At 68.9% G+C, this 24,206-nt stretch carries 20 protein-coding genes and 2 rRNA genes; 5 read left to right on the top strand and 17 right to left on the bottom strand.

What is annotated here, in order from left to right; genetic code table 11:
• The first annotated feature begins 36 nt into the window (after window positions 1-36).
• Window positions 37-1,815: an arginine--tRNA ligase gene (gene argS / locus DEJ46_RS22570; RefSeq protein ID WP_150269077.1), complete on the top strand. Its 1,779-nt coding sequence runs from the start codon at window positions 37-39 to the stop codon at window positions 1,813-1,815.
• A 57-nt stretch (window positions 1,816-1,872) separates the two neighbouring features.
• On the opposite strand, the gene DEJ46_RS22565 is transcribed toward argS, so the two are convergent.
• On the bottom strand, window positions 1,873-2,142 hold the full coding sequence (locus DEJ46_RS22565; protein WP_055646212.1) for a DUF1876 domain-containing protein: 270 nt from the start codon (window positions 2,140-2,142) through the stop codon (window positions 1,873-1,875).
• Between the two features lie 110 nt (window positions 2,143-2,252).
• Between DEJ46_RS22565 and DEJ46_RS22560 the strand changes: the two genes are divergently transcribed.
• On the top strand, window positions 2,253-3,029 hold the full coding sequence (locus DEJ46_RS22560) for a DUF4253 domain-containing protein (RefSeq protein ID WP_150269075.1): 777 nt from the start codon (window positions 2,253-2,255) through the stop codon (window positions 3,027-3,029).
• 13 nt (window positions 3,030-3,042) lie between these two features.
• On the opposite strand, the gene hemB is transcribed toward DEJ46_RS22560, so the two are convergent.
• The 6 genes from hemB to DEJ46_RS22530 form a co-directional block, all read right to left on the bottom strand.
• Window positions 3,043-4,044: a porphobilinogen synthase gene (gene hemB, locus DEJ46_RS22555; protein WP_150269073.1), complete on the bottom strand. Its 1,002-nt coding sequence runs from the start codon at window positions 4,042-4,044 to the stop codon at window positions 3,043-3,045.
• Window positions 4,045-4,280: 236 nt separating this feature from the next.
• Complete coding sequence (locus DEJ46_RS22550) at window positions 4,281-5,951, bottom strand: uroporphyrinogen-III synthase (RefSeq protein ID WP_150269071.1); 1,671 nt, start codon at window positions 5,949-5,951, stop codon at window positions 4,281-4,283.
• Complete coding sequence (gene hemC / locus DEJ46_RS22545) at window positions 5,948-6,934, bottom strand: hydroxymethylbilane synthase (RefSeq protein WP_150269069.1); 987 nt, start codon at window positions 6,932-6,934, stop codon at window positions 5,948-5,950. Before hemC ends, DEJ46_RS22550 begins: the two co-directional genes overlap by 4 nt.
• The gene (locus DEJ46_RS22540) at window positions 6,931-8,295 is read right to left on the bottom strand and encodes a glutamyl-tRNA reductase (RefSeq protein WP_150269067.1); all 1,365 of its coding nucleotides are present in this window, start codon (window positions 8,293-8,295) and stop codon (window positions 6,931-6,933) included. Before DEJ46_RS22540 ends, hemC begins: the two co-directional genes overlap by 4 nt.
• Window positions 8,292-9,086, bottom strand: a complete 795-nt coding sequence (locus DEJ46_RS22535; protein ID WP_150269065.1) for a redox-sensing transcriptional repressor Rex — start codon at window positions 9,084-9,086, stop codon at window positions 8,292-8,294. Before DEJ46_RS22535 ends, DEJ46_RS22540 begins: the two co-directional genes overlap by 4 nt.
• Before the next feature lie 272 nt (window positions 9,087-9,358).
• Complete coding sequence (locus DEJ46_RS22530) at window positions 9,359-9,637, bottom strand: glutaredoxin family protein (RefSeq protein WP_150269063.1); 279 nt, start codon at window positions 9,635-9,637, stop codon at window positions 9,359-9,361.
• Between the two features lie 91 nt (window positions 9,638-9,728).
• Here DEJ46_RS22530 and DEJ46_RS22525 point away from each other — a divergent pair, with 91 nt between their 5' ends.
• The 3 genes from DEJ46_RS22525 (at window position 9,729) to DEJ46_RS22515 (ending at window position 13,488) form a co-directional block, all read left to right on the top strand.
• A complete protein-coding gene (locus tag DEJ46_RS22525) occupies window positions 9,729-10,691 on the top strand; it encodes an HAD family hydrolase (RefSeq protein ID WP_150269062.1) in 963 nt (320 codons plus the stop codon).
• A gap of 447 nt (window positions 10,692-11,138) precedes the next feature.
• On the top strand, window positions 11,139-11,930 hold the full coding sequence (locus DEJ46_RS22520; protein ID WP_055642830.1) for an ECF subfamily RNA polymerase sigma factor, BldN family: 792 nt from the start codon (window positions 11,139-11,141) through the stop codon (window positions 11,928-11,930).
• Window positions 11,931-12,228: 298 nt separating this feature from the next.
• Window positions 12,229-13,488, top strand: a complete 1,260-nt coding sequence (locus tag DEJ46_RS22515; RefSeq protein ID WP_150269060.1) for a DUF5667 domain-containing protein — start codon at window positions 12,229-12,231, stop codon at window positions 13,486-13,488.
• Between the two features lie 205 nt (window positions 13,489-13,693).
• Here DEJ46_RS22515 and DEJ46_RS22510 read toward each other — a convergent pair whose 3' ends face one another.
• The 10 genes from DEJ46_RS22510 to DEJ46_RS22465 all read right to left on the bottom strand — a co-directional run bounded on the left by DEJ46_RS22510 (window position 13,694) and on the right by DEJ46_RS22465 (window position 23,929).
• Window positions 13,694-14,761 carry a lysophospholipid acyltransferase family protein gene (locus tag DEJ46_RS22510; RefSeq protein ID WP_150269058.1) on the bottom strand — a complete coding sequence of 356 codons (1,068 nt, stop codon included), beginning with the start codon at window positions 14,759-14,761 and terminating at the stop codon, window positions 13,694-13,696.
• Window positions 14,762-14,776: 15 nt separating this feature from the next.
• Window positions 14,777-15,835, bottom strand: a complete 1,059-nt coding sequence (locus tag DEJ46_RS22505) for an NAD-dependent epimerase/dehydratase family protein (protein WP_150269056.1) — start codon at window positions 15,833-15,835, stop codon at window positions 14,777-14,779.
• A gap of 138 nt (window positions 15,836-15,973) precedes the next feature.
• Complete coding sequence (locus DEJ46_RS22500; protein ID WP_003948845.1) at window positions 15,974-16,072, bottom strand: 30S ribosomal protein bS22; 99 nt, start codon at window positions 16,070-16,072, stop codon at window positions 15,974-15,976.
• A gap of 165 nt (window positions 16,073-16,237) precedes the next feature.
• Window positions 16,238-16,447 (bottom strand): helix-turn-helix domain-containing protein, encoded by a 210-nt coding sequence (locus tag DEJ46_RS22495; protein WP_015034391.1) that lies wholly within the window; start codon window positions 16,445-16,447, stop codon window positions 16,238-16,240.
• A 127-nt stretch (window positions 16,448-16,574) separates the two neighbouring features.
• Entirely contained in the window at window positions 16,575-17,390 is an 816-nt protein-coding gene (locus DEJ46_RS22490) for a phosphatase (RefSeq protein ID WP_150269055.1), read from the bottom strand.
• Window positions 17,391-17,476: 86 nt separating this feature from the next.
• Window positions 17,477-18,652 carry an acetoin utilization protein AcuC gene (locus tag DEJ46_RS22485; protein WP_150269053.1) on the bottom strand — a complete coding sequence of 392 codons (1,176 nt, stop codon included), beginning with the start codon at window positions 18,650-18,652 and terminating at the stop codon, window positions 17,477-17,479.
• Window positions 18,621-19,847 (bottom strand): MFS transporter, encoded by a 1,227-nt coding sequence (locus DEJ46_RS22480; protein WP_150269051.1) that lies wholly within the window; start codon window positions 19,845-19,847, stop codon window positions 18,621-18,623. Before DEJ46_RS22480 ends, DEJ46_RS22485 begins: the two co-directional genes overlap by 32 nt.
• Window positions 19,848-19,890: 43 nt before the next feature.
• Window positions 19,891-20,538, bottom strand: a complete 648-nt coding sequence (locus DEJ46_RS22475) for an HAD family hydrolase (protein WP_150269049.1) — start codon at window positions 20,536-20,538, stop codon at window positions 19,891-19,893.
• 67 nt (window positions 20,539-20,605) lie between these two features.
• Window positions 20,606-20,722 (bottom strand): 5S ribosomal RNA (gene rrf / locus DEJ46_RS22470).
• An 84-nt stretch (window positions 20,723-20,806) separates the two neighbouring features.
• Window positions 20,807-23,929 (bottom strand): 23S ribosomal RNA (locus DEJ46_RS22465).
• Window positions 23,930-24,206: the final 277 nt, after the last annotated feature.

Below are 24,206 nucleotides of genomic sequence, written 5' to 3'. Positions count from 1 at the left end.
AAATAGACCTGACGAACTCAACAGGAACGGAAGCTCATGGCCTCGGTCCCTTCCCTCGCTTCGACCGTGCAGCAGCGCCTCGCGGACGGACTCTCGGCAGCCCTGCCGGAGGCCGCGTCCGCCGACCCGCTGCTGCGACGAAGCGACCGGGCCGATTTCCAGGCCAACGGCATCCTGGCGCTGGCGAAGCAGCTCAAGGGCAACCCGCGTGAGCTGGCGACGAAGGTCGTCGACGCGATCCCGGCGAACGACGTGCTGAAGGAGATCGAGGTCTCGGGCCCCGGCTTCCTGAACATCACCGTGACGGACTCGGCGATCGTCGAGACCCTCGCGGCCCGCGCCGCCGACGCCCGGCTCGGCGTGCCGTTCAACGAGTCGGCCGGCACGACGGTCGTCGACTACGCCCAGCCGAACGTGGCGAAGGAGATGCACGTCGGGCACCTGCGCTCCGCCGTGATCGGCGCCGCGATGGTGGAGATCCTGGAGTTCACGGGCGAGAGCGTCGTCCGCAGGCACCACATCGGCGACTGGGGCACCCAGTTCGGCATGCTCATCCAGTACCTGATCGAGCACCCGCACGAGCTGGACCACAAGGCCGAGGGCGAGGGCGCGGACGTCTCCGGTGAGGAGGCCATGTCGAACCTCAACCGGCTGTACAAGGCCTCGCGGACCCTCTTCGACTCGGACGAGGAGTTCAAGACGCGGGCGCGCGCCCGGGTCGTGGACCTCCAGGCGGGCGAGGCGGAGACGCTGGCCCTGTGGCAGCGGTTCGTGGACGAGTCGAAGATCTACTTCTACTCGGTCTTCGAGAAGCTCGACATGGACATCGACGACCCCGACATCGTCGGCGAGTCCGGTTACAACGACATGCTGGCGGAGACCTGCCGCATCCTCGAGGAGTCGGGCGTCGCGGTCCGCTCCGAGGGTGCGCTGTGCGTCTTCTTCGACGACGTGAAGGGCCCGGACGGCAACCCGACCCCGCTGATCGTCCAGAAGTCCGACGGCGGCTTCGGTTACGCGGCGACGGACCTGTCCGCGATCCGTGACCGCGTCCGGAACCTGAAGGCGACGACCCTGCTGTACGTGGTGGACGCCCGTCAGTCGCTGCACTTCAAGATGGTCTTCGAGACGGCTCGCAGGGCGGGCTGGCTGAACGACGACGTGAAGGCCGTCCAGCTGGCCTTCGGCACGGTCCTCGGCAAGGACGGCAAGCCGTTCAAGACCCGTGAGGGCGAGACGGTCCGGCTGGTGGACCTGCTGGACGAGGCCGTGGACCGGGCGACGACGGTCGTGCGCGAGAAGGCCGAGAAGGTGGGCCTGAGCGAGTCGGAGATCGTCGAGAACGGCCGGTACGTGGGCATCGGCGCGGTCAAGTACGCCGACCTGTCGACGTCCGCCGCGCGCGACTACAAGTTCGACCTGGACCAGATGGTGTCGCTGAACGGCGACACGTCGGTGTACCTGCAGTACGCGTACGCGCGGATCAGGTCGATCTTCGGGAAGGCGGGCGACCGTGCGCCGCTGGCCCACCCGGAGCTGGAGCTGGCCCCGGCCGAGCGCGCGCTCGGCCTGCATCTGGACCAGTTCGGCGAGGTGATCTCCGAGACGGCCGCGGAGTACGCCCCGCACAAGCTCGCCGCGTACCTGTACCAGCTGGCTTCGCTGTACACGACGTTCTACGACCAGTGCCCGGTGATCAAGCCGGAGCCGGCGCAGGAGGTCGCGGAGAACCGCCTCTTCCTCTGCGACCTGACGGCCCGCACGCTCCACCAGGGCATGGCTCTCCTGGGCATCCGGACGCCCGAGCGCCTCTGACCTGACCTCTCGCAGCGAAGCCCCCGGTACGGATCCCCGTACCGGGGGCTTCGTCGTTCAGCGAAGACTGTGGGAGGTCCTGCCCGAGACCTCGTCGATCTCCGTGTGGGCCTTCTGGAGCAGCTGGGAGGCGAGATCCATCAGCGCGCGGGCGCCCGCGATCTCCTCGCCGACCCGCAGCTGGTCGGGATCGGACGGGTGCCGGTTGGCCGTGCCGTGGGCCCGGAACTCGGTGCCGTCGGTGAGCCGGACCATGGCCGCCGCCCGCGTCCGATCGCCCTCCTCCTTGAACTCCATCTCCACATGCCATCCGACAAGCGTGTGCATCATGAGGACCACCTCCACCGAGGTACCTGTCGGCTACCTCTCCAGAGTGCGCCGCCCGGTGCCGCGCCACCACTCGCCCCGTTGTCAGTGGCGCCCCGTACGTTCTCCGCATGGCGATGATCCCGAACCAGCTGCCTCGGCTCGCAGCCGATCCGACCGGCCGTTCCCTCGGCCTCGACCTGCCGCCCGGCGCCCTCACCGGCCCCGCGGACGCCCCGTACCTCTGGTCGGGACACGGTGCGGCGGGGCCCGCCGCCTGGAGCGCGCTGCGCCCGGCGGCCCGCACGGCGGGGCTGCTGCCGGTGCTGCTGGGCGGTGACTGGGGCCTGGACCGGTGGGAGCTGATGCCGGAGCGGATGAGCGATCCGGCCGACCACGAGGCCGACGAGGTCCTCGGCGGCTTCTGGGAGGCGTACGCGTCCGACGAGATACCCGGGAGGGCCGGCTGGCCGGGCCTGGCCCCGGCGCAGCCGTACGACACGGACCCCGACGAGGCGGCGGCCGCCGTCGCGGAGATGCTGACGGAGCCGGGCTTCTGGCTGGAGGACGCCCGCCCGGCCCTGGTTCCGGCACGGCGCAGCGCGGACATCCCGGCGGTGATCGGCTGGACCGGGCCGCTGAACCACGAGAACGACGTGGCCCGGCTGTGCGCGGTGCTGCGGTCCTGGGAGGACCGCTTCGGGGCCCGTGTCGTCGCGCTCACCTTCGACCAGCTGGTGGTCTCGGTGGGGTCCCCGCCCGGTACGCCGGAGGAGGCCGAGGCGCTGGCGGCGGAGCACTACGCGTTCTGCCCGGACAACATCGACCAGGGCAGCCACTCGAACCTGCGCGACTACGCCCGGGCGGGGCTGCTGGACAGCCCCGTCTGGACGTTCTGGTGGGACTAGGCCACCGGACCGGCTAGCGTCCGCCGGCCAGCTTCCGGGCGACCTCGGTGGCCCAGTAGGTGAGGATCATCTGCGCGCCGGCCCGTCGGATGCCGGTGAGGGTCTCGAAGATCGCCCGGTCGCGGTCGATCCAGCCCTTCTCGGCGGCCGCCTCGACCATCGCGTACTCACCACTGATCTGGTACGCCGCGACGGGCACGTCGACGGACTCGGCGACCTTCGCGAGCACGTCCAGATACGGCCCGGCGGGCTTCACCATCACCATGTCCGCCCCCTCCTCCAGGTCGAGCGCGAGCTCGCGCATCGACTCGCGGAGGTTGGCGGGGTCCTGCTGGTAGGTCTTGCGGTCGCCCTGGAGGGAGGAGCCGACGGCCTCGCGGAAGGGGCCGTAGAAGGCGGAGGAGTACTTCGCGGTGTACGCGAGGATCGCCACGTCCTCCTTGCCGATGGTGTCCAGGGCGTCGCGGACCACCCCGACCTGCCCGTCCATCATTCCGGAGGGCCCGACCACGTGAACACCCGCGTCGGCCTGCACCTGCGCCATCTCGGCGTACCGCTCGAGGGTGGCGTCGTTGTCGACCCGCCCGTCCCCGTCGAGAACACCGCAGTGCCCGTGATCCGTGTACTCGTCGAGACACAGGTCGGACATGATGACGAGGTCGTCGCCGACCTCGGCCCTCACGTCCCGGATGGCGACCTGCAGAATGCCGTCCGGGTCGGTCCCGGCCGTCCCCGCCCCGTCCTTCTTCGCGTCCTCGGGCACACCGAAGAGCATGATCCCGGAGACCCCGGCCTCCAGCGCCTCCACGGCGGCCTTCCGCAGGGTGTCCCGCGTGTGCTGCACGACGCCGGGCATCGCGGCGATCGGCACGGGCTCGGTGATCCCCTCGCGCACGAACGCGGGAAGGATCAGATCGGCCGGCTGCAAGCGCGTCTCGGCAACCATGCGCCGCATGGCGGGCGTCGTCCGCAGCCGCCGCGGCCGCGCCCCGGGAAAGGATCCGTACGAGTTCATAATCCCGAGGCTACGCCCGCCCAAACAGTGCTCTTACCGACACCTTGTTGCCGCCGAACCCGCCGCCGTGGACCGCACCCGCCGCCGTCCCGTGTGGGCAGTCGCCCCGCCCGCGGGCGCCTCCGCCCCCGGTCACCCACCCGCACCACCAGAACGCCGCACGCGCGGTGTGCCCGAAACGCACCGGGGCGCGGGCCCCGTAAAGGAACCCGCGCCCCGACCGGGCGAACGACCACCTACGTGGTCCGCCGCCTCCGCGCCCCCGGCCGCCGCTCACTGGGCCGCGTCACCGGATCCCCCGCCTCCAGCGCAGCCTCCCGCCGCCGCAGCCCGAAGTCCGCCAGCGCCTCGGCCAGCTTGTGCACGGACGGCTCGGGCGACAGCACGTCCACCCGCAGCCCGTGCTCCTCGGCCGTCTTGGCCGTGGCGGGACCGATGCACGCGATCACGGTCACGTTGTGCGGCTTCCCGGCGATACCGACCAGGTTCCGCACGGTCGAGGACGACGTGAACAGAACGGCGTCGAACCCACCGCCCTTGATCGCCTCCCGCGTGTCCGCCGGCGGCGGCGAAGCCCGTACGGTCCGGTAGGCGGTGACGTCGTCGACCTCCCACCCGAGCTCGATGAGCCCGGCGACCAGCGTCTCGGTCGCGATGTCGGCCCGCGGCAGGAAGACGCGGTCGATCGGGTCGAAGACGGGGTCGTACGGCGGCCAGTCCTCAAGGAGCCCCGCCGCCGACTGCTCACCACTCGGCACGAGATCCGGCTTCACACCGAAGTCGACCAGCGCCGCCGCGGTCTGCTCACCCACCGCCGCGACCTTGATCCCGGCGAAGGCCCGGGCATCGAGCCCGTACTCCTCGAACTTCTCGCGCACGGCCTTGACCGCGTTCACCGAGGTGAAGGCGATCCACTCGTACCGTCCGGTGACGAGTCCCTTGACCGCCCGCTCCATCTGCTGCGGGGTCCGCGGCGGCTCGACGGCGATCGTCGGCACCTCGTGCGGCACGGCGCCGTACGAACGCAGCTGGTCGGAGAGCGAGGCGGCCTGCTCCTTCGTGCGCGGCACGAGCACCCGCCACCCGAAGAGCGGCTTCGACTCGAACCACGACAGCTGGTCCCGCTGCGCCGGGGCGCTGCGCTCGCCGACCACGGCTATCACGGGCCGGTGGCCCTCGGGCGAGGGGAGGATCTTGCCCTGCTTGAAGACCTGGGCGATCGTGCCGAGCGTCGCGGTCCAGGTCCGCTGCCGGGTGGTCGTGCCCGCGATCGTGACGGTGAGCGGGGTGTCCGGCTTACGGCCAGCCGCCACCAGTTCACCGGCGGCCGCGGCCACCGAGTCGAGCGAGGTGGACACGACGACGGTGCCGTCGGAGGCGCCGACCTCGGACCAGCACCGCTCGTCGGCGGTCCTGGCGTCGACGAACCGCACGTCCGTGCCCTGCGCGTCGCGCAGCGGGACACCGGCGTAGGCGGGCACGCCGACCGCGGTGGCGACACCGGGGACGACCTCGAAGGGGATGCCCTCGGCGGCGCAGGCGAGCATCTCGGCTCCCGCGTTCCCGTCGAGGCCGGGGTCGCCGGTCACCGCACGGACGACCCGCCTGCCGCCCCTCGCGGCCTCCATGACAAGATTGGCGGCATCCCTCAACACGGGGACTCCGGCGGCTGTTGACGCTTCGTCAACAACCGTCAGCTCAGGCGTGCTCACCCCCGCACGCGCATGGTCGCGAACGACCTCGAGCACCTCCGGCTCGGCGATCAGGACGTCCGCGCCCGCGAGGGCCTCGACGGCCCTGAGGGTCAGCAGTCCGGGGTCTCCCGGTCCTGCGCCGAGGAACGTGACGTGCCCGTGGCCGGTGAAGGCCGGGGACACAGGGCTGGTGGTCGGGCGGGTGGGGTTCAAAGTGCTCGCTCCCCCATAAGACCAGCCGCACCCTTGGCGAGCATCTCGTCCGCGAGTTCGCGTCCGAGCTGCATCGCCTCGTCGTGCGAGGTGGGTACGGGACCGGTGGTGGACAGCTGCACCAGCGTCGAGCCGTCGGTGGTGCCGACGACGCCGCGCAGGCGCATTTCGGTGACAACCTGCCCGTGACCGGGGTCGTCGGCCAGCAGGTCGGCCAGCGCACCCACGGGTGCGGAGCAGCCGGCCTCCAGGGCGGCGAGCAGGGATCGCTCGGCCGTCACGGCGGCCCGCGTGAGCGGGTCGTCGAGAGCGGCGAGCGTGGCGACGAGCTCGGCGTCGGACGCCGGGCACTCGATCGCCAGGGCCCCCTGACCGGGGGCGGGCAGGACCGAGTCGACCGACAGGTGGTCGAGCGACAGGGAGCCGGTCAGCTCCGCGGTCCCGCCGATGCGGTTGAGACCGGCCGCGGCGAGTACCACCGCGTCCAGTTCACCGCTGTGTACGTAGCCGACCCGGGTGTCGATGTTCCCCCGGATCGGGACACAGGTGATCTCCAGACCGTGGCTGCGCGCGTACGCGTGGAGCTGGGCCATGCGCCGCGGCGAGCCGGTGCCGACGCGGGCGCCCTTGGGCAGCCGGTCGAGTGTGACGCCTTCCCGTGCGATCAGCACGTCGCGCGGGTCCTCGCGCTTCGGGATCGCGGCCAGCACGAGCTCGGGGTGCTGGGCGGTCGGCAGGTCCTTCAGGGAGTGGACGGCGAAGTCCACGTCCCCGGCGAGCAGCGCGTCGCGCAGGGCGGCGACGAAGACGCCGGTGCCGCCGATCTGTGCGAGGTGCTCCCGGGAGGTGTCCCCGTACGTCGTGATCTCCACGAGCTCGACGGGCCGGCCGGTCAGCTGCCGGACGGCGTCGGCCACGTGCCCGGACTGGGCCATGGCGAGCTTGCTGCGCCTGGTCCCGAGCCTCAGTGCCCTCTCGGTCATACTCGCCCTCGGTTCTTGACGTCGGCGTCATTCAGGTCGGCCCGGCTGACGGATGCGACCGTCTCCGGGTCGAGGTCGAAGAGTGTCCGCAGCGCGTCCGCGTACCCGGCGCCGCCGGGCTCGCTGGCCAGCTGCTTGACCCGCACGGTCGGCGCGTGCAGGAGCTTGTCGACCACGCGTCGCACGGTCTGGGTGATCTCGGCGCGCTGCTTGTCGTCGAGGCCGGGCAGCCGGCCTTCGAGCCGGGCGACCTCGTTGGCCACGACATCGGCGGCCATCGTGCGCAGGGCGACGACGGTCGGGGTGATGTGCGCGGCGCGCTGGGCGGCGCCGAAGGCGGCGACCTCGTCGGAGACGATGCCCCGGACCTGGTCGACGTCGGCGGCCATGGGCGCGTCGGCGGAGGCCTCGGCGAGCGACTCGATGTCGACGAGCCGGACGCCGGGGATCCGGTGCGCGGCGGCGTCGATGTCGCGGGGCATGGCGAGGTCGAGCAGGGCGAGGGGGGTACGGCGGCCCCGGACGGCGGTCTCGACGGCCTCGGCGGTGAGGACCAGTCCGGTGGCGCCGGTGCAGGAGACGACGACGTCGGCACGTGTCAGTTCGTCGCCGACGGCAACCATCTCGACCGCGCGTGCGGCCACTCCCGTACCACCGGGCTCGCTCAGGATCTGGGCGAGCCGCTCGGCGCGGGCCAGGGTGCGGTTGGCGATCACGACCTCGGAGACGCCGGAGCGCGCGAGCGTGGCCGCGGCCAGCGAGGACATCGATCCGGCGCCGATGACGAGCGCCCGCTTGCCCTTGGCCCAGGTGTCGACGTCCGTGTCGCCCTCGCCGGCGGCGAGCTGCTCCAGGCCGAAGGTGACGAGCGACTGCCCGGCCCGGTCGATCCCGGTCTCGCTGTGGGCGCGCTTGCCGACCCTCAGGGCCTGCTGGAAGAGGTCGTTGAGGAGGCGTCCGGCGGTGTGCTGCTCCTGGCCGAGCGCGAGCGCGTCCTTGATCTGGCCGAGGATCTGGCCCTCGCCGACCACCATGGAGTCGAGCCCGCAGGCCACCGAGAAGAGGTGGTGGACGGCCCGGTCCTCGTAGTGCACGTAGAGATAGGGAGTGAGCTCGTCCAGGCCGACGCCGCTGTGCTGCGCGAGGAGCGTGGACAGCTCGGCGACACCGGCGTGGAACTTGTCCACGTCGGCGTAGAGCTCGATGCGGTTGCAGGTGGCCAGGGCGGTGGCCTCGGCGGCCGGTTCGGCGGCGAGGGTGTCCTGGAGGAGCTTGATCTGGGTGTCCTGCGGCAGCGCGGCCCGCTCCAGGATGGAGACCGGGGCGCTGCGGTGGCTCAGCCCGACGACGAGGAGGCTCATGCCGGCATCACGGCGGGGACGTCCCCGTCGGGTCCCTTGCGGCTGCCGCCCGCGGTGCGGGCGGCGGGCGGCGCGGCGGGCGCACCGGTGTCCGTGCCCGAGTCCGGGCCGCTCTCGGCGCCCGCCTCCTCGCCGGCCTTCCGCTGCTCGTGGAAGGCGAGGATCTGGAGCTCGATGGAGAGGTCGACCTTGCGCACGTCCACGCCGTCGGGCACGGAGAGCACGGTCGGGGCGAAGTTCAGGATGGAGGTGACTCCGGCGGCCACCAGCCGGTCGCAGACCTGCTGGGCGACGCCGGCCGGGGTCGCGATGACGCCGATGGAGACGCCGTCCTCATTGATGATCTTCTCGAGGTCGTCGCTGTGCTGGACGGGGATCCCGGCGACCGGCTTGCCGGTCATGGCGGGGTCGGCGTCGATCAGCGCGGCGACCCGGAAGCCACGGGAGGCGAAGCCGCCGTAGCCGGCGAGCGCGGCGCCGAGGTTACCGATGCCGACGATGACGACGGGCCAGTCCTGGGTGAGCCCCAGCTCACGGGAGATCTGGTAGACGAGGTACTCGACGTCGTAGCCGACACCACGGGTGCCGTACGAGCCGAGGTAGCTGAAGTCCTTGCGCAGCTTCGCGGAGTTGACGCCCGCGGCGGCCGCGAGCTCCTCGGAGGAGACCGTGGGTACGGAGCGCTCCGACAGCGCGGTCAGTGCGCGCAGATACAGCGGAAGCCGGGCGACGGTGGCCTCGGGAATTCCTCGGCTACGGGTCGCCGGTCGGTGAGTTCGGCCAGTTGCCACGGTGCTCCTGCGGGATGAGCGGGGCTGCAGGCGGCCATATGTCCCAAGACCGCCCCGTCGAATGCAGGCTATGTCTTTGTGAACGCGTGCACAAAGATGGTGTCCGTTTTGTCCGGCCAAAGTGACCGGGGTCACGCGACTGGTTCCCATCGTCGCGGAACCGCGGAGCAGGTCAGAGCGTTGAGATCCCGAAGGGGGCAAAACCGCACACACTCCTCACGACGCCGCCCCCGAAACCCAACAAAACGTCCATGATGGTAACCGCCTTTCGGTCACGCACCCAGCTCGCGCCGGAGCCGCTCGGGATCCACCCGCCAGAAGGTGTGCTGTTCACCGTCGACGAGCACGACGGGGATCTGCTCCCAGTACGCCCGGTGAAGCTCCTCGTCGAGCGTGATGTCCTTCTCCTCCCATCGTGCCCCTGTTTCGGCACACACGGCCTCGATCACCGCCCGGGCGTCGTCACAGAGATGGCAACCCGGCTTGCCGATCAGCGTCACGGTGCGCGATGCGGCGTCCTTCTTCTTCGTCCGTCCGAACATGACGTCCATTCTGTCCAATTAACAGGAGAGCCCCGCAGTGTTCACGCCCCGGCATCGCCACAAGTCGGGAAGTACCGAACAGACTGGCTATGCTCACGACATGGCCGCTCTGGGATGGCTCACCCCTCGTAGGCGCTCCGCCACCGCGCGCAGCGTCCTCGCAGGCGAGGCCGCTGCCGAGGCAGCGCGGAAGTCCTCGCTCCAGCTGGAACGGGAGCGGGAGGAGGCGGCGGCGGAGACCGCGGCCGCCGAGACCGCCGCCCCGGCCGAACCGGAGTTCCCGGTCGTCGGCGACGTACAGGCAGCGGCCTTCTTCGATCTCGACAACACCGTGATGCAGGGCGCCGCGATCTTCCACTTCGGCCGCGGCCTGTACAAGCGGAAGTTCTTCCAGCGCCGCGAGCTCGCCCGCTTCGCCTGGCAGCAGGCCTGGTTCCGGCTCGCCGGCGTCGAGGACCCCGAGCACATGCAGGACGCCCGCGACAGCGCCCTGTCCATCGTCCAGGGCCACCGCGTCTCCGAACTGATGTCGATCGGCGAGGAGATCTACGACGAGTACATGGCCGACCGCATCTGGCCCGGCACCCGCGGCCTCGCCCAGGCCCACCTGGACGCGGGCCAGAAGGTGTGGCTCGTCACGGCCGCCCCGGTCGAGACCGCCACGATCATCGCCCGACGACTCGGCCTGACCGGCGCGCTCGGCACGGTCGCCGAGTCCGTCGACGGCGTCTACACCGGCAAGTTGGTCGGCGAGCCCCTGCACGGACCGGCCAAGGCCGAGGCCGTACGCGCGCTCGCCGCCGCCGAGGGCCTCGACCTGAGCCGCTGCGCCGCCTACAGCGACTCGCACAACGACATCCCGATGCTCTCGCTCGTCGGACACCCGTACGCGATCAACCCGGACACCAAGCTCCGCAAGCACGCGAAGGCCCGGGAGTGGCGCCTGCGCGACTACCGGACCGGCCGCAAGGCCGCCAAGGTCGGCATCCCCGCCGCCGCGGGCCTGGGCGCGCTCGCCGGCGGCACCGCCGCCGCGGTCGCCCTCCACCGCCGCCGCCACTGACCCGAACACCCGCCTCGCACCGGGGGCCTCGCCCCGGTGCGCCGCCGCTCTGCCGATACGTTTCGGCTGCGATCATCTGCGACAACCCCGGACCAGGCCCCCTCACCCTTCCGTGGTCGAACACTCCCGCACAGGTCGACTCCCAGGCATTCCGGGGTCCTTACCCAGCAGCGGCCCCGATCACTCACCCGTTCTGCACTTGAGCACAACGCAACGCCCGCGCAGTCACACTCGGAAGCAATTCGATCAACAATCGGTCACGAACAGTGGCCAGTTATGACTGCAAGCAGTAACGGAAACGACGTAATCGGTGATTTGAGCAACTGGGTGTAGCGCTGCCTGTACGAAGCGTTATTCTCCTCAGACGCACAAAGGACCCCTCCCGTCGCCACGACGAGTGAACGGTCCCGCACTGCACGTGATGGAAGCTCTGCCTCTGGGAGTCCCGTGTACCCACACGTCGGGGTTGACACCTCGGGCCTGGCTACGCTGCGCGCAACGGTCCTCGACCACTTGCGCGGCTTCGTCCCCACCGCGTACGCCGGCCCTGTCCCCGCCTTCGCCTTCGCCTCACCGGCACCCGCCGGCCCTTGCTATGCCCTGGCCGACGGCAGCGCCGCCGTGGGCAGACGGGGAACCCGCGGTGGCGCCGGAACCTCGACCGCCGCCCGCCGCCCCACCGCCGACAGCGACAGCGCTCGCATGATGGACCTGGTCGAGCGCGCCCAGGCCGGCGAGGCCGAGGCCTTCGGCCGCCTGTACGACCAGTACAGCGACACCGTCTACCGCTACATCTACTACCGCGTCGGCGGGAAGGCGACCGCGGAGGACCTGACCAGCGAGACGTTCCTGCGCGCCCTGCGCCGGATCTCCACCTTCACCTGGCAGGGCCGCGACTTCGGCGCCTGGCTCGTCACCATCGCCCGCAACCTCGTCGCCGACCACTTCAAGTCCAGCCGCTTCCGCCTCGAAGTGACGACCGGCGAGATGCTCGACGCCAACGAGGTGGAGCGCAGCCCCGAGGACTCCGTCCTGGAGTCCCTCTCCAACGCGGCACTGCTCGACGCGGTCCGCCGCCTCAACCCCCAGCAGCAGGAGTGCGTGACCCTGCGCTTCCTCCAGGGCCTCTCGGTCGCCGAGACCGCCCGCGTCATGGGGAAGAACGAGGGCGCCATCAAGACGCTCCAGTACCGGGCCGTCCGCACCCTGGCCCGCCTGCTCCCGGACGACGCCCGCTGACCGGTACGCGCCCCCCACGCGCCCCCACGCGCCGGTCCGGGCCCCACCGGCCCACGCCCCACCCCCCACATCCCACGACCCCCGCACAACTCACAGTCGGTGACCACTCGGTGACACACTGGTCGGATCATCTTTCGCGCGTAACCCAAGTGCCGCGCCGCTCGTTGTGCGGAATGCAGGCTCCCTGTGGTCACGCCATGCCCGCAGCCACTCACTCGTTCGAGTGGATGCGTTCAAGGTGTGCAACCTTCCGGACACCCCGGGGAGTCGACCGTCATGACGAGAGGAGGTGCCGCCAGTGATCGCGAACGTATCGGCGCACCGGCGGGCGAACGCCTTCGCCCAGGCCCTGGAGGACCGGGCGGCCGAGGGCGCGGCAGCCGATCAGCCCGAAGCTCCGGCCGAACCGGCGGAGCAGGGACGGCTGTTGGCCCTGGCGAACGGCCTCGGCGAACTGCCGAAACCACAGCTGGACCCCGAGGTCAAGGTGGTGCAGCGAGCACAGCTCGTCGCCGCCATGGAAGCGATGCTCATGGAGGGGAGCGCGGCCGCGGGACCTACGGTCCCGGAGCAACGGGCACCGGGTGCCAAGGGAGCCCACCGGGCCTCCCCACTCCGGAAACTCCGCCCACGCTCCCGCTGGTCCAAGGGCCTCGCCGCCGGCGGTCTCACCGTCGGTGTGGCCGCGGGAGCCTTCGGCGGTGTCGCCGCCGCCAGCTCCGACGCCCTCCCAGGTGACTCGCTGTACGGGCTCAAGCGGGGCATGGAGGACATCAAGCTCGGCATGGCGGACGACGTCGCGGACCGCGGCGGCATCTACCTCGACCAGGCGTCCACCCGGCTCAGCGAGGCCCGCAGGCTCATGGAGCGTGGCCGCGCCGGCGACCTCGACCACGAGTCGCTCACCGAGATCCGCCGCGTCCTGGGCGGAATGAAGCACGACGCCAGCGAGGGCCACCGCCTGCTCCGCGAGGCGTACGAGCAGGACGGCGAGATCGGCCCGATGGCCCGGCTCAACTCCTTCGCCCAGGCCCACCGGGACACCTGGAACGGCCTCCGCGACCGGCTCCCCGTGCAGCTCGCGGACGTCGGCAGCGAGGTGACCGGGGTCTTCGACGCCATGGACGAAGAGGTCGAGCCGCTCCAGTCGGTGCTTCCCCGCACCCTGGAGAAGGACGGCATCACCACCGACCGCCCGACCGGCGGAACCAGCACCCCGCAGGACACCCGCCGGCCGGACACCCAGCGTCCGTCGTCCACCCACGAGGCGCCGCCCACCGGCAGCACCTCCGCCCCGTCCCGCCCGTCCGGTACGACCCCGAGCACCGGTACGAGCACGAGCGCGAGCCCGGACAGCGGCACCACCACCTCACCGGAAGACGACGGTCTCCTCGGCGGCGACACCGGGGGGCTGCTCCAGCCGCCCTCCCCGACCGGCCCGCCGACGGCGCCCTCACCCACGATCCCGGCACCCCCCGACGCACCGGACGTGACTCTTCCGCCACTCCTGCCGGGCCTGCTTCCAGGCCTCGGCATCGACAGCGAGGACGCTCGCTAGCAAGAGGTGAGGGGCGCCCCACGGACGGGGGCGCCCCTCACCTCTGTGCACCGTCAGAAGAACACCGACCGCCGCTGCACGAGCAGCTTGGCGCCTCCTTCTCTGCCTCCCTCGCACCGCTCGGCCCCAGGGGGCCTCACGGGCTTCGGAAGCCTGCGCCGGACTCCGTCCGTCGGGCAGGCGATCCCGGCGGCCGGCCGCACCGTCAGAAGAACACCGACCGCCGCTGCACGAGCAGCTTGTACAGCGTGTGCTGTATCTGCTCCCTGACCTGATCCGTCAGGTTGAACATCAGCATCGGGTCCTCCGCCGCCTCCCGCGCGTACCCGTCCGTCGGAATCGGCTCCCCGAACTGGATGGTCCACTTCGTCGGCAGCGGCAGCGCCCCGAGCGGCCCCAGCCACGGGAAGGTCGGAGTGATCGGCACGTACGGGACGCCGAGCACCCTCGCCAGCGTCTTGGCGTTCCCGATCATCGGGTAGATCTCCTCGGCGCCCACGATCGAGCAGGGCACGATCGGCACCCCCGCCCGCAGCGCCGTCGAGACGAAACCGCCCCGCCCGAACCGCTGGAGCTTGTACCGCTCGGAGAACGGCTTCCCGATGCCCTTGAAGCCCTCCGGCATCACACCGACGATCTCGCCCGCCCTCAGCAGCCGCTCCGCGTCCTCCGCGCAGGCCAGGGTGTGCCCCGCCTTCCGCGCCAGCTCGTTGACCACCGGCAGGACGAAGACCAGATCCGCGGCGAGCAGCCGCAGGTGCCGCCCCGCCGGGTGCCGGTCGTGGACGGCGACCTGCATCATCAGCCCGTCCAGCGGCAGGGTCCCCGAGTGGTTGGCGACGATCAGGGCCCCGCCCTTGTCCGGGATGTTCTCGATGCCCTTCACCTCGACCCGGAAGTACTTGTCGTACAGCGGGCGCAGCAGCGACATCAGGACCTGGTCGGTGAGCTCCTCGTCGTAGCCGAACTCGTCGACCTCGTACTCACCGGTGATCCGCCGCCGCAGGAACGCGAGCCCACCCGCGAGCCGCCGCTCCCACCCCCCGGCACGGCTCCCTGCGTCCACACCGGCACCGCCCCCGGCACCGGCCCCGCGTCCGTCGGTCCCGGCCTCGGCGCGGGCCGGCCCCTCACCGGCCCGCTCCGGCTCCTCAGGGCTCTGCTGCGCCCCGGGCAGGGCTCTCACGGCCGCCGCCTCCCCGTCGGCCCTGCTGGGCCGACGACGGGCCCGCGAGCGGTCGTCGTCGAACGGAATGACCTTGGCGTCCGCCATCGCTGTCCGGTCTCCTCAGGCGCCGTGGTGAAGTGGGTCGGTGGCGGCCGGGGCGAGCCGGCCGGCGAGCCGGTCCACCGCCCCGGCCAGCATCTCCGGCGGCAGAAGGCCCGGCCCCCTGCTGCTCGCGAAGTCCGCGAAGGCCTCCGCGGTCGTGTAGCGCGGCGAGAACCCGAGGACCTCGCGCATCTGCACCGTCGAGACGACCCGGCCGTGGGTGAGCAGCCGGATCTGCTCGGGTGCGAAATCGGTGATCCCGACCGTGCGCAGCGCCGTCCCCACCCAGGTGACCGCGGGCAGCAGCACCGGGACGGTCGGCCGCCCCAGCCGCCGTGCGCACTGGGAGAGCAGCAGCACCCCGTCCCCGGCCACGTTGAACGTCCCGCTGTTCAGGGTGGCCCTGCGGGGTTCGTGCGCCGCCAGGCGCAGGACGTCGATCACGTCGTCCTCGTGGACGAACTGGAGCCGCGGGTCGTAGCCCAGCACGGTCGGCATGACCGGCAGCGACAGGTACTCGGTCAGCGGGGATTCCGCCCGCGGTCCGAGGATGTTCGCGAAGCGCAGCACACACACGGCCACGTCGGGCCGGCGCCGGGCGAAGCCCCGCACGTACCCCTCGACCTCGACGGCGTCCTTGGCGAAGCCCCCGCTCGGCAGCGACTTCGCCGGGGTGGTCTCGGTGAAGACCGCCGGGTCGCGCGGCGCGGCGCCGTAGACGCTCGTACTCGACTTGATCACGAGACGCTGGATCCGCGGCGACTTCTGGCAGGCCCCCAGGAGCTGCATGGTGCCGATGACGTTGGTCTCCTTGACCGACGTACGGCCGCCGGCCCCGAGCGCCGTACCGGTGACGTCCATGTGGACGACCGTGTCGACCTCGTGCTCGGCGAGGACCTTCGCGATGGCCGGGCGGCGGATGTCCGCCCGGACGAACTCGGCCGCGCCGAGCTGGTGCGCCGGGTCGACCGCGTCCACCGCGATCACCCGCTCCACTTCCGGGTCCCGCTGGATCCGCCGTACGAAACGGCCCCCGAGGTGCCGGGCGGCACCGGTGACGAGCACGACCCTGCCCAAGATCAGCGCCTTCCGTCCGTCTTCCGTTGGTCGCCACCGTAGCGCCTCCGGATTTCGGCGCGAATAAGGCGTGGCCCTCCACCGCGAACGGTGAAGGGCCACGCCTGACGCACGAATCGCTGCGGTGCAGCTGTCGCCTTACTTCTTGTTGCGACGCTGAACGCGCGTGCGCTTAAGCAGCTTGCGGTGCTTCTTCTTCGCCATCCGCTTGCGCCGCTTCTTGATAACAGAGCCCACGACTACCCTCGCTCACTTCTCGGAACATCCCCGCCTCCCGGCGGGGATCGGTGCGGGGCGTCTGGGCCCACACGACCTACGTCGGCCTAGCCTACCGTCCCGAGCACCTCGCTTGTAATCCGAGGGCTGTACGCGACTTTCCCGGCGATACCGGCCGCGCGCTCGCTACGCGGTCCCCACCCCCACGAAGGACTCCCTCAGGTACTCGTGAACCGCCTGTTCCGGCACCCGGAAGGACCTGCCCACCCGAATCGCCGGCAGATGACCGCTGTGCACCAAGCGGTACACGGTCATCTTCGACACGCGCATCACCGAGGCGACTTCCGCCACGGTCAGAAACTTGACCTCGTTGAGAGGTCGCTCGCCAGCAGCCATGACCCACCTGTACCTTCCGCCGCGACGCCCACCGGCTTCCCCTCCGGTGACTCTTCGTCGCCGAGCGCTCACTCGCCAGACTAGGGGCGGGTGGTACGAGTGGGGAAGAGGAGCTGCCATCGGCCGTTTACCGTGACAGACACGCTCGATTGAGTACATAGCGCGTGAGCGGACGGTAGTAGTCGGAGCGCACGCCGTCATCAAGCGGAACGGCCACCGACACCTGCCCCTCCGCCTCACCGACGAACAGCGCCGGATCATCCGTATCGGCAAGACCGATGGCCTCGATACCCAGCTGACCTGCACCGCAGACCCAGCCGTGGTCCCCGACCACGAGCTCGGGCAGCGGTCCGCCCCCCTCGGCCGCGCTTTCGAGCGCGGCCCTAACCGGCAGCGCGGAGTGCGAGTGCGCCCCCACCTCACGGCCGTCCCCCGACAGCCCGGGCTCACGCACCAGCGCGACCCCCCGTACGTAGTCGAGGAGGTACGTACGTACGCCGAACCGGGTCGTTATGTCGACACATCGCCCCTGCGCCGGGGTGAGGACAAGACATCCCGCCGCCGACAAAGCGTCTGCAAGCGCGACGTAGAAACCGAGCAGACGATGCGGATGCCCCGTCCCGAACAGCACCGGAACCCGTCGCGCGGCCGCCGCTCCCAACCTCGCCGCGAACGCGTCGAGCCCCCTCAGCGTCCGCTCGGGGTCGATGACGTCCGGCCCCGACCGGTGCTCCGGATCCCCCGACACCCCGCACTTGTCGGCCATCAGCCGCAGCAGATCGGCCTCACCCCACCCCCAGGCGGGATCGAGCCCCAGCAGCACCCGCGGATCACGCGCGGCGAAGAGCCGATAGCTCCGCAGGCTCTCCTCCCGCGACGTCGCCACGGTCCCCGCCAACCCCGCCGCCAAAAGATGCGCCCGCAGCGCCCCGGTACTCAACACCCTCCCGATGCTGCCGGAACACGCCGCCCCCGGAGCCGAAACCCCCGGGACAGCGCACAGTCGGCGTAACGACGACAAGCCACCCCCTAGGGAAGCAGCCCCCGCAGCGGGAAGGCAGCCTTCCGGGTCGCCAGCACCGCCTGGTCCAGCCGGTCCGCCGGGTCGTACCCCGCGGCCCAGTCCCGGAAGTCCACCGGCCACCGGCCGTCCGTCATCCGCGCCGGCCCCAGCTGCCGCGTCCGCGCGTACACCTCGTCCTTCCAGGACGACGGGATCACCGACTCCGGCTCCACCGGGGCGTGCGCCGCGATCCCCACCAGATGCGTCCACGACCGCGGCACCACGTCCACCACCGCGTACCCGCCACCGCCCAGCGCGACCCAGCGCCCCTCGGCGTACTCGTGCGCGAGCTCGTGACAGGCCTCCTGCACAGCCCGCTGCGCGTCCAGCGACACCGCCAGATGGGCCAGCGGATCCTCGAAGTGCGTGTCCGCCCCGTGCTGCGTCACGAGCACCTGCGGCCGGAAGTCCGCGATCAGCTCCGGCACCACCGCGTGGAAGGCCCGCAGCCACCCCGCGTCACCCGTCCCGGCCGGCAGCGCCACGTTCACGGCCCCACCCTCACCCGGCCCCGCCGCACCCGTCTCCTCCGGCCACCCGGTCTGCGGGAACAGCGTCCGCGGATGCTCGTGCAGGGAGATCGTCAGGACCCGCGGATCCTCCCAGAACGCCGCCTGCACCCCGTCGCCGTGATGCACGTCCACATCCACGTACGCGACCCGCTCCGCCCCCAGCTCGAGCAGCCGGGCGATGGCCAGCGACGCGTCGTTGTAGATGCAGAACCCCGAAGCGCTCCCCGGCATCGCGTGATGCAGCCCGCCCGCGAAGTTCACCGCGTGCGCGGCCTCCCCGCGCCACACCGCCTCCGCCGCCCCGACCGACTGCCCCGCGATCAGCGCCGACACCTCGTGCATCCCCGCGAACGCCGGATCGTCGACCGTCCCGATCCCGTACGCCTGATCGGCACGGCGCGGGTCCACCGAGGCCGCCCGCACCGCCGACACATAGTCCTCACGATGCACGAGCCGCAGCGTCGAGTCCCCGGCCGGCGGCGCCGAGACCACGTCCACGGCCCGGTCGAGCCCGTACGCCCGCACGAGACCCATGGTCAGCGCGAGCCGTACCGGGTCCATCGGATGCTCGGACCCGAAGTCGTACTGCGTGACAGCTTCATCCCACATCAACAGTGCGCGGCCGCTCATGCCCGCCACCGTATCGGGCCTCTCTCGAACCGAACGACGTGGCATACACCACCGTCACCAGGACCAGCACCATCGGCACCAGCATCGCCCCCCGATAACTCCACGCGTCCCCCAGCGCCCCCACCAACGGCGAGCCGATCAGGAACCCGACGTAGTTGAAGACGTTGAGCCGCGCCACCGCCGCGTCGCTCGCCCCCGGACCGTGACGTTCGAAAGCCAACCGCCCCGCCGCCGCGAACGTCTGCGGCACGATCACACTCAGCCCGAAGCCCAGCGCCGTGAACCCGGCGATCCCCACCCACACCCCCGGCGCCACGGACACCACCGCGAACCCGAGCGCCGCGAGCACCGCCCCGCACCGCACGACCGTCACCGCCCCCAGCTTCCGCACCCCGAGGTCGCCCACCGCCCGCCCCAGAAGCGTCGTCACCATGTACGCGTTGTACGGCACGGTCGCCAGCTCCTCCGAACTGCCGAGCACGTCCTGGAGGTACTTGGCACTCCAGTTGGAGACGGTCGAGTCCCCTATGTACGCGAAGGTCATGACCAGACAGAGCGGCAGCAGCAACGCGAAGGCGACCCCACTCCCCCGGCCCTCCCCGCTCTCCCCCACCGCACCCTTCACGGTCCGCTGCTCCCCGGCCCCGTACCACCGACTGCCCACGAGAGCCGCCGGCAGCAACACCGCCACGACCGGCAGGTACGACACGAACAACGACAGGTGCCAGTGCGCCCCCACCCAGGCCAGCGAGGCACCCACGATCCCGCCGAGGCTGTACGAGGCGTGGAAGCCGAGCATGATGCTCCGCCCGTACGCCCGCTGAAGGTTCACCCCCAGCATGTTCATGGAGGCGTCCAAGGCACCCACCGCGAGCCCGAAGAGACCGAGGGCGACCGCCACCTCCCACAACTCGGTGCCGGCCCCCACACCCAGGAGCGCGAGCAGGACGACGGGCTGCGACCACCGCAGCACCACCGCGGCCCCCACCCGGGCGACGACCTTCTCCGTCATCACACTCGCCACCCCGGCCAGGATCGGCACGGCGGCCAGGAAGGCCGGCAGCAGCGCGTCCGAGATCCCGTACCGGTCCTGGATCCCCGGTATTCGGGTCACCAGCAGGGCGAACGTGACCCCCTGTACGAAGAAGCTGACCCCCAGGGATCCCCGCCCACGCCGCAACCGCGCATCCGTCATGGCGGCACAGCGTAGGGCCGGGACCTACCGCTGGGTAGATGGATCACAGACCCAATGTCGCAGGCAGCTCACCCATCGCCCCGAAGAACCCCGTGGCACCAGCGAGGTTCTCCTCGGGCGTCATCGCCGTGAACCCGTACACGTCCATCCCGGCCGCGACGGCGGCCTGGACCCCGAGCCCACTGTCCTCGACGACCACACACCGCTCCGGAGCGACCCCCATCCGCGCGGCGGCATGCAGGAACAGATCCGGCTCCGGCTTGCCCCGCCCGACGTCCTCGGCGCTGAAGATGTTCTCGTCCCGGAACCACACGTCGAGCCCGGTCTTCCGATGCCCCACCCGAATCCGCTCATGGCTCCCGGACGACGCCACACAGTACGGAACCCCTGCCGCGGCCAGTCCCTTCAGCACCTCCGCGGCCCCGCGCACAGCCTCCAGCTCCCGCTCGAAGGCGGCGAAGACCCGCGCGTGGAACGTCTCGTCGAACTCCGCGGGCAACCGCTCCCCCGTCCGCTCCTCGACCAGCTCGTGGATGCGGTGCATGGCGGACCCCATGTAGTCGCGCACCGATTCCTCGTACGAGGTCGGATGCCCGAGCTCCGTCAGATAGCCGGCGAGAAGCGTGTTGGAAATCGGCTCGCTGTCCACGAGCACACCGTCATTGTCGAAGATGACCAAGTCGTATCGCATGGCCAAAGCCTAGAACGCAAAAATGCCTCAACCCCCGGAATAAATCCGGGGGTTGAGGCTAAAAATTGTTCGGCGGCGTCCTACTCTCCCACAGGGTCCCCCCTGCAGTACCATCGGCGCTGAAAGGCTTAGCTTCCGGGTTCGGAATGTAACCGGGCGTTTCCCTAACGCTATGACCACCGAAACTCTATGAAGATATGAACCGCCGCACCACCCAAAGGGGGGCGTGTTCGTTACTTCAGAACTAACACAGTGGACGCGAGCAACTGAGGACAAGCCCTCGGCCTATTAGTACCGGTCAGCTCCACCCATTACTGGGCTTCCACATCCGGCCTATCAACCCAGTGGTCTACTGGGAGCCTTACCCTCTCAAGGAGGTGGGAATACTCATCTTGAAGCAGGCTTCCCGCTTAGATGCTTTCAGCGGTTATCCCTCCCGAACGTAGCCAACCAGCCATGCCCTTGGCAGGACAACTGGCACACCAGAGGTTCGTCCGTCCCGGTCCTCTCGTACTAGGGACAGCCCTTCTCAATATTCCTACGCGCACAGCGGATAGAGACCGAACTGTCTCACGACGTTCTAAACCCAGCTCGCGTACCGCTTTAATGGGCGAACAGCCCAACCCTTGGGACCGACTCCAGCCCCAGGATGCGACGAGCCGACATCGAGGTGCCAAACCATCCCGTCGATATGGACTCTTGGGGAAGATCAGCCTGTTATCCCCGGGGTACCTTTTATCCGTTGAGCGACGGCGCTTCCACAAGCCACCGCCGGATCACTAGTCCCGACTTTCGTCCCTGCTCGACCCGTCGGTCTCACAGTCAAGCTCCCTTGTGCACTTACACTCAACACCTGATTGCCAACCAGGCTGAGGGAACCTTTGGGCGCCTCCGTTACCCTTTGGGAGGCAACCGCCCCAGTTAAACTACCCATCAGACACTGTCCCTGATCCGGATCACGGACCGAGGTTAGACATCCAGCACGACCAGAGTGGTATTTCAACGGCGACTCCACCATGACTGGCGTCACGGCTTCAAAGTCTCCCACCTATCCTACACAAGCCGAACCGAACACCAATATCAAACTGTAGTAAAGGTCCCGGGGTCTTTTCGTCCTGCTGCGCGAAACGAGCATCTTTACTCGTAGTGCAATTTCACCGGGCCTATGGTTGAGACAGTCGAGAAGTCGTTACGCCATTCGTGCAGGTCGGAACTTACCCGACAAGGAATTTCGCTACCTTAGGATGGTTATAGTTACCACCGCCGTTTACTGGCGCTTAAGTTCTCAGCTTCGCCACACCGAAATGTGACTAACCGGTCCCCTTAACGTTCCAGCACCGGGCAGGCGTCAGTCCGTATACATCGCCTTACGGCTTCGCACGGACCTGTGTTTTTAGTAAACAGTCGCTTCTCGCTGGTCTCTGCGGCCACCCCCAGCTCAAGGAGCAAGTCCTATCACCGGTGATGGCCCCCCTTCTCCCGAAGTTACGGGGGCATTTTGCCGAGTTCCTTAACCATAGTTCACCCGAACGCCTCGGTATTCTCTACCTGACTACCTGAGTCGGTTTAGGGTACGGGCCGCCATGAAACTCGCTAGAGGCTTTTCTCGACAGCATAGGATCATCCACTTCACCACAATCGGCTCGGCATCAGGTCTCAGGCTTAATGCGTGACGGATTTGCCTATCACACGCCCTACACCCTTACCCCGGGACTACCACCGCCCGGGCTGGACTACCTTCCTGCGTCACCCCATCGCTTACCTACTACCACCTTGGGTCGACGGCTCCACCACTTTCCTTTCCCCGAAGGGTCCGGAACGGCTTCACGGCCTTAGCATTAATGGGCTCGATATTGGGCGTTTCAAAGCGGGTACCGGAATATCAACCGGTTGTCCATCGACTACGCCTGTCGGCCTCGCCTTAGGTCCCGACTTACCCTGGGCAGATCAGCTTGACCCAGGAACCCTTAGTCAATCGGCGCACACGTTTCTCACGTGTGTATCGCTACTCATGCCTGCATTCTCACTCGTGAACCGTCCACAACTCGCTTCCGCGGCTGCTTCACCCGGCACACGACGCTCCCCTACCCATCACAGCGGGCGTTGGCCCTATTGCTGCAATGACACGACTTCGGCGGTACGCTTGAGCCCCGCTACATTGTCGGCGCGGAATCACTTGACCAGTGAGCTATTACGCACTCTTTCAAGGGTGGCTGCTTCTAAGCCAACCTCCTGGTTGTCTCTGCGACTCCACATCCTTTCCCACTTAGCGTACGCTTAGGGGCCTTAGTCGATGCTCTGGGCTGTTTCCCTCTCGACCATGGAGCTTATCCCCCACAGTCTCACTGCCGTGCTCTCACTTACCGGCATTCGGAGTTTGGCTAAGGTCAGTAACCCGGTAGGGCCCATCGCCTATCCAGTGCTCTACCTCCGGCAAGAAACACACGACGCTGCACCTAAATGCATTTCGGGGAGAACCAGCTATCACGGAGTTTGATTGGCCTTTCACCCCTAACCACAGGTCATCCCCCAGGTTTTCAACCCTGGTGGGTTCGGTCCTCCACGAAGTCTTACCTCCGCTTCAACCTGCCCATGGCTAGATCACTCCGCTTCGGGTCTTGAGCGCGCTACTAAATCGCCCTATTCGGACTCGCTTTCGCTACGGCTTCCCCACACGGGTTAACCTCGCAACACACCGCAAACTCGCAGGCTCATTCTTCAAAAGGCACGCAGTCACGACCCATTGGGTAAACCCAATGAGCGACGCTCCCACGGCTTGTAGGCACACGGTTTCAGGTACTATTTCACTCCGCTCCCGCGGTACTTTTCACCATTCCCTCACGGTACTATCCGCTATCGGTCACCAGGGAATATTTAGGCTTAGCGGGTGGTCCCGCCAGATTCACACGGGATTTCTCGGGCCCCGTGCTACTTGGGTGTCTCTCAAACGAGCCGTCAATGTTTCAGCTACGGGGGTCTTACCCTCTACGCCGGACCTTTCGCATGTCCTTCGCCTACATCAACGGTTTCTGACTCGTCTCACAGCCGGCAGACTGTGAAAGAGAGATCCCACAACCCCGCATGCGCAACCCCTGCCGGGTATCACACGCATACGGTTTGGCCTCATCCGGTTTCGCTCGCCACTACTCCCGGAATCACGGTTGTTTTCTCTTCCTGAGGGTACTGAGATGTTTCACTTCCCCTCGTTCCCTCCACATGCCCTATGTGTTCAGGCATGGGTGACAGCCCATGACGACTGCCGGGTTTCCCCATTCGGAAACCCCCGGATCAAAGCCTGGTTGACGGCTCCCCGGGGACTATCGTGGCCTCCCACGTCCTTCATCGGTTCCTGGTGCCAAGGCATCCACCGTGCGCCCTTAAAAACTTGGCCACAGATGCTCGCGTCCACTGTGTAGTTCTCAAACAACGACCAGCCACCCATCACACCCTGCCGAAACAGAGCTTTACTGGGGCCGGCATCCTCGAAGATACGAACCATACGGCCGTACCCTCAGACACCCAACAACGTGCCAAGCACGATCCTCCGGGCCTTCGTCACGTTCCACGCCGAAGCAGTACTTGTGAAGAGGTCCTTGAGACCGTGCCAACTAATCAACGTTCCACCCATGAGCTGACCGTGCAGAACGTTTGTCTGCAATCGGTACTGT

Origin of the sequence: Streptomyces venezuelae, assembly GCF_008642375.1 — a bacterium.
Lineage (GTDB): Bacteria > Actinomycetota > Actinomycetes > Streptomycetales > Streptomycetaceae > Streptomyces > Streptomyces venezuelae_G.
The sequence above is the reverse complement of the archived record's forward strand: the minus strand, read 5'-3'. Positions and strand labels throughout refer to the sequence as shown.

Bases quoted from the DNA above. Each gene is read 5' to 3' on its own strand.
- DEJ46_RS22510 (WP_150269058.1), bottom strand. From the start codon at position 14,761: ATGGCGGACGCCAAGGTCATTCCGTTCGACGACGACCGCTCGCGGGCC.
- DEJ46_RS22475 (WP_150269049.1), bottom strand. From the start codon at position 20,538: ATGCGATACGACTTGGTCATCTTCGACAATGACGGTGTGCTCGTGGAC.
- DEJ46_RS22540 (WP_150269067.1), bottom strand. From the start codon at position 8,295: ATGAGCCTCCTCGTCGTCGGGCTGAGCCACCGCAGCGCCCCGGTCTCC.
- DEJ46_RS22480 (WP_150269051.1), bottom strand. From the start codon at position 19,847: ATGACGGATGCGCGGTTGCGGCGTGGGCGGGGATCCCTGGGGGTCAGC.
- hemB (WP_150269073.1), bottom strand. From the start codon at position 4,044: ATGAACTCGTACGGATCCTTTCCCGGGGCGCGGCCGCGGCGGCTGCGG.
- argS (WP_150269077.1), top strand. From the start codon at position 37: ATGGCCTCGGTCCCTTCCCTCGCTTCGACCGTGCAGCAGCGCCTCGCG.
- DEJ46_RS22560 (WP_150269075.1), top strand. From the start codon at position 2,253: ATGGCGATGATCCCGAACCAGCTGCCTCGGCTCGCAGCCGATCCGACC.
- DEJ46_RS22525 (WP_150269062.1), top strand. From the start codon at position 9,729: ATGGCCGCTCTGGGATGGCTCACCCCTCGTAGGCGCTCCGCCACCGCG.
- hemC (WP_150269069.1), bottom strand. From the start codon at position 6,934: ATGACCGAGAGGGCACTGAGGCTCGGGACCAGGCGCAGCAAGCTCGCC.
- DEJ46_RS22485 (WP_150269053.1), bottom strand. From the start codon at position 18,652: ATGAGCGGCCGCGCACTGTTGATGTGGGATGAAGCTGTCACGCAGTAC.
- DEJ46_RS22530 (WP_150269063.1), bottom strand. From the start codon at position 9,637: ATGGACGTCATGTTCGGACGGACGAAGAAGAAGGACGCCGCATCGCGC.
- DEJ46_RS22495 (WP_015034391.1), bottom strand. From the start codon at position 16,447: ATGGCTGCTGGCGAGCGACCTCTCAACGAGGTCAAGTTTCTGACCGTG.
- DEJ46_RS22565 (WP_055646212.1), bottom strand. From the start codon at position 2,142: ATGCACACGCTTGTCGGATGGCATGTGGAGATGGAGTTCAAGGAGGAG.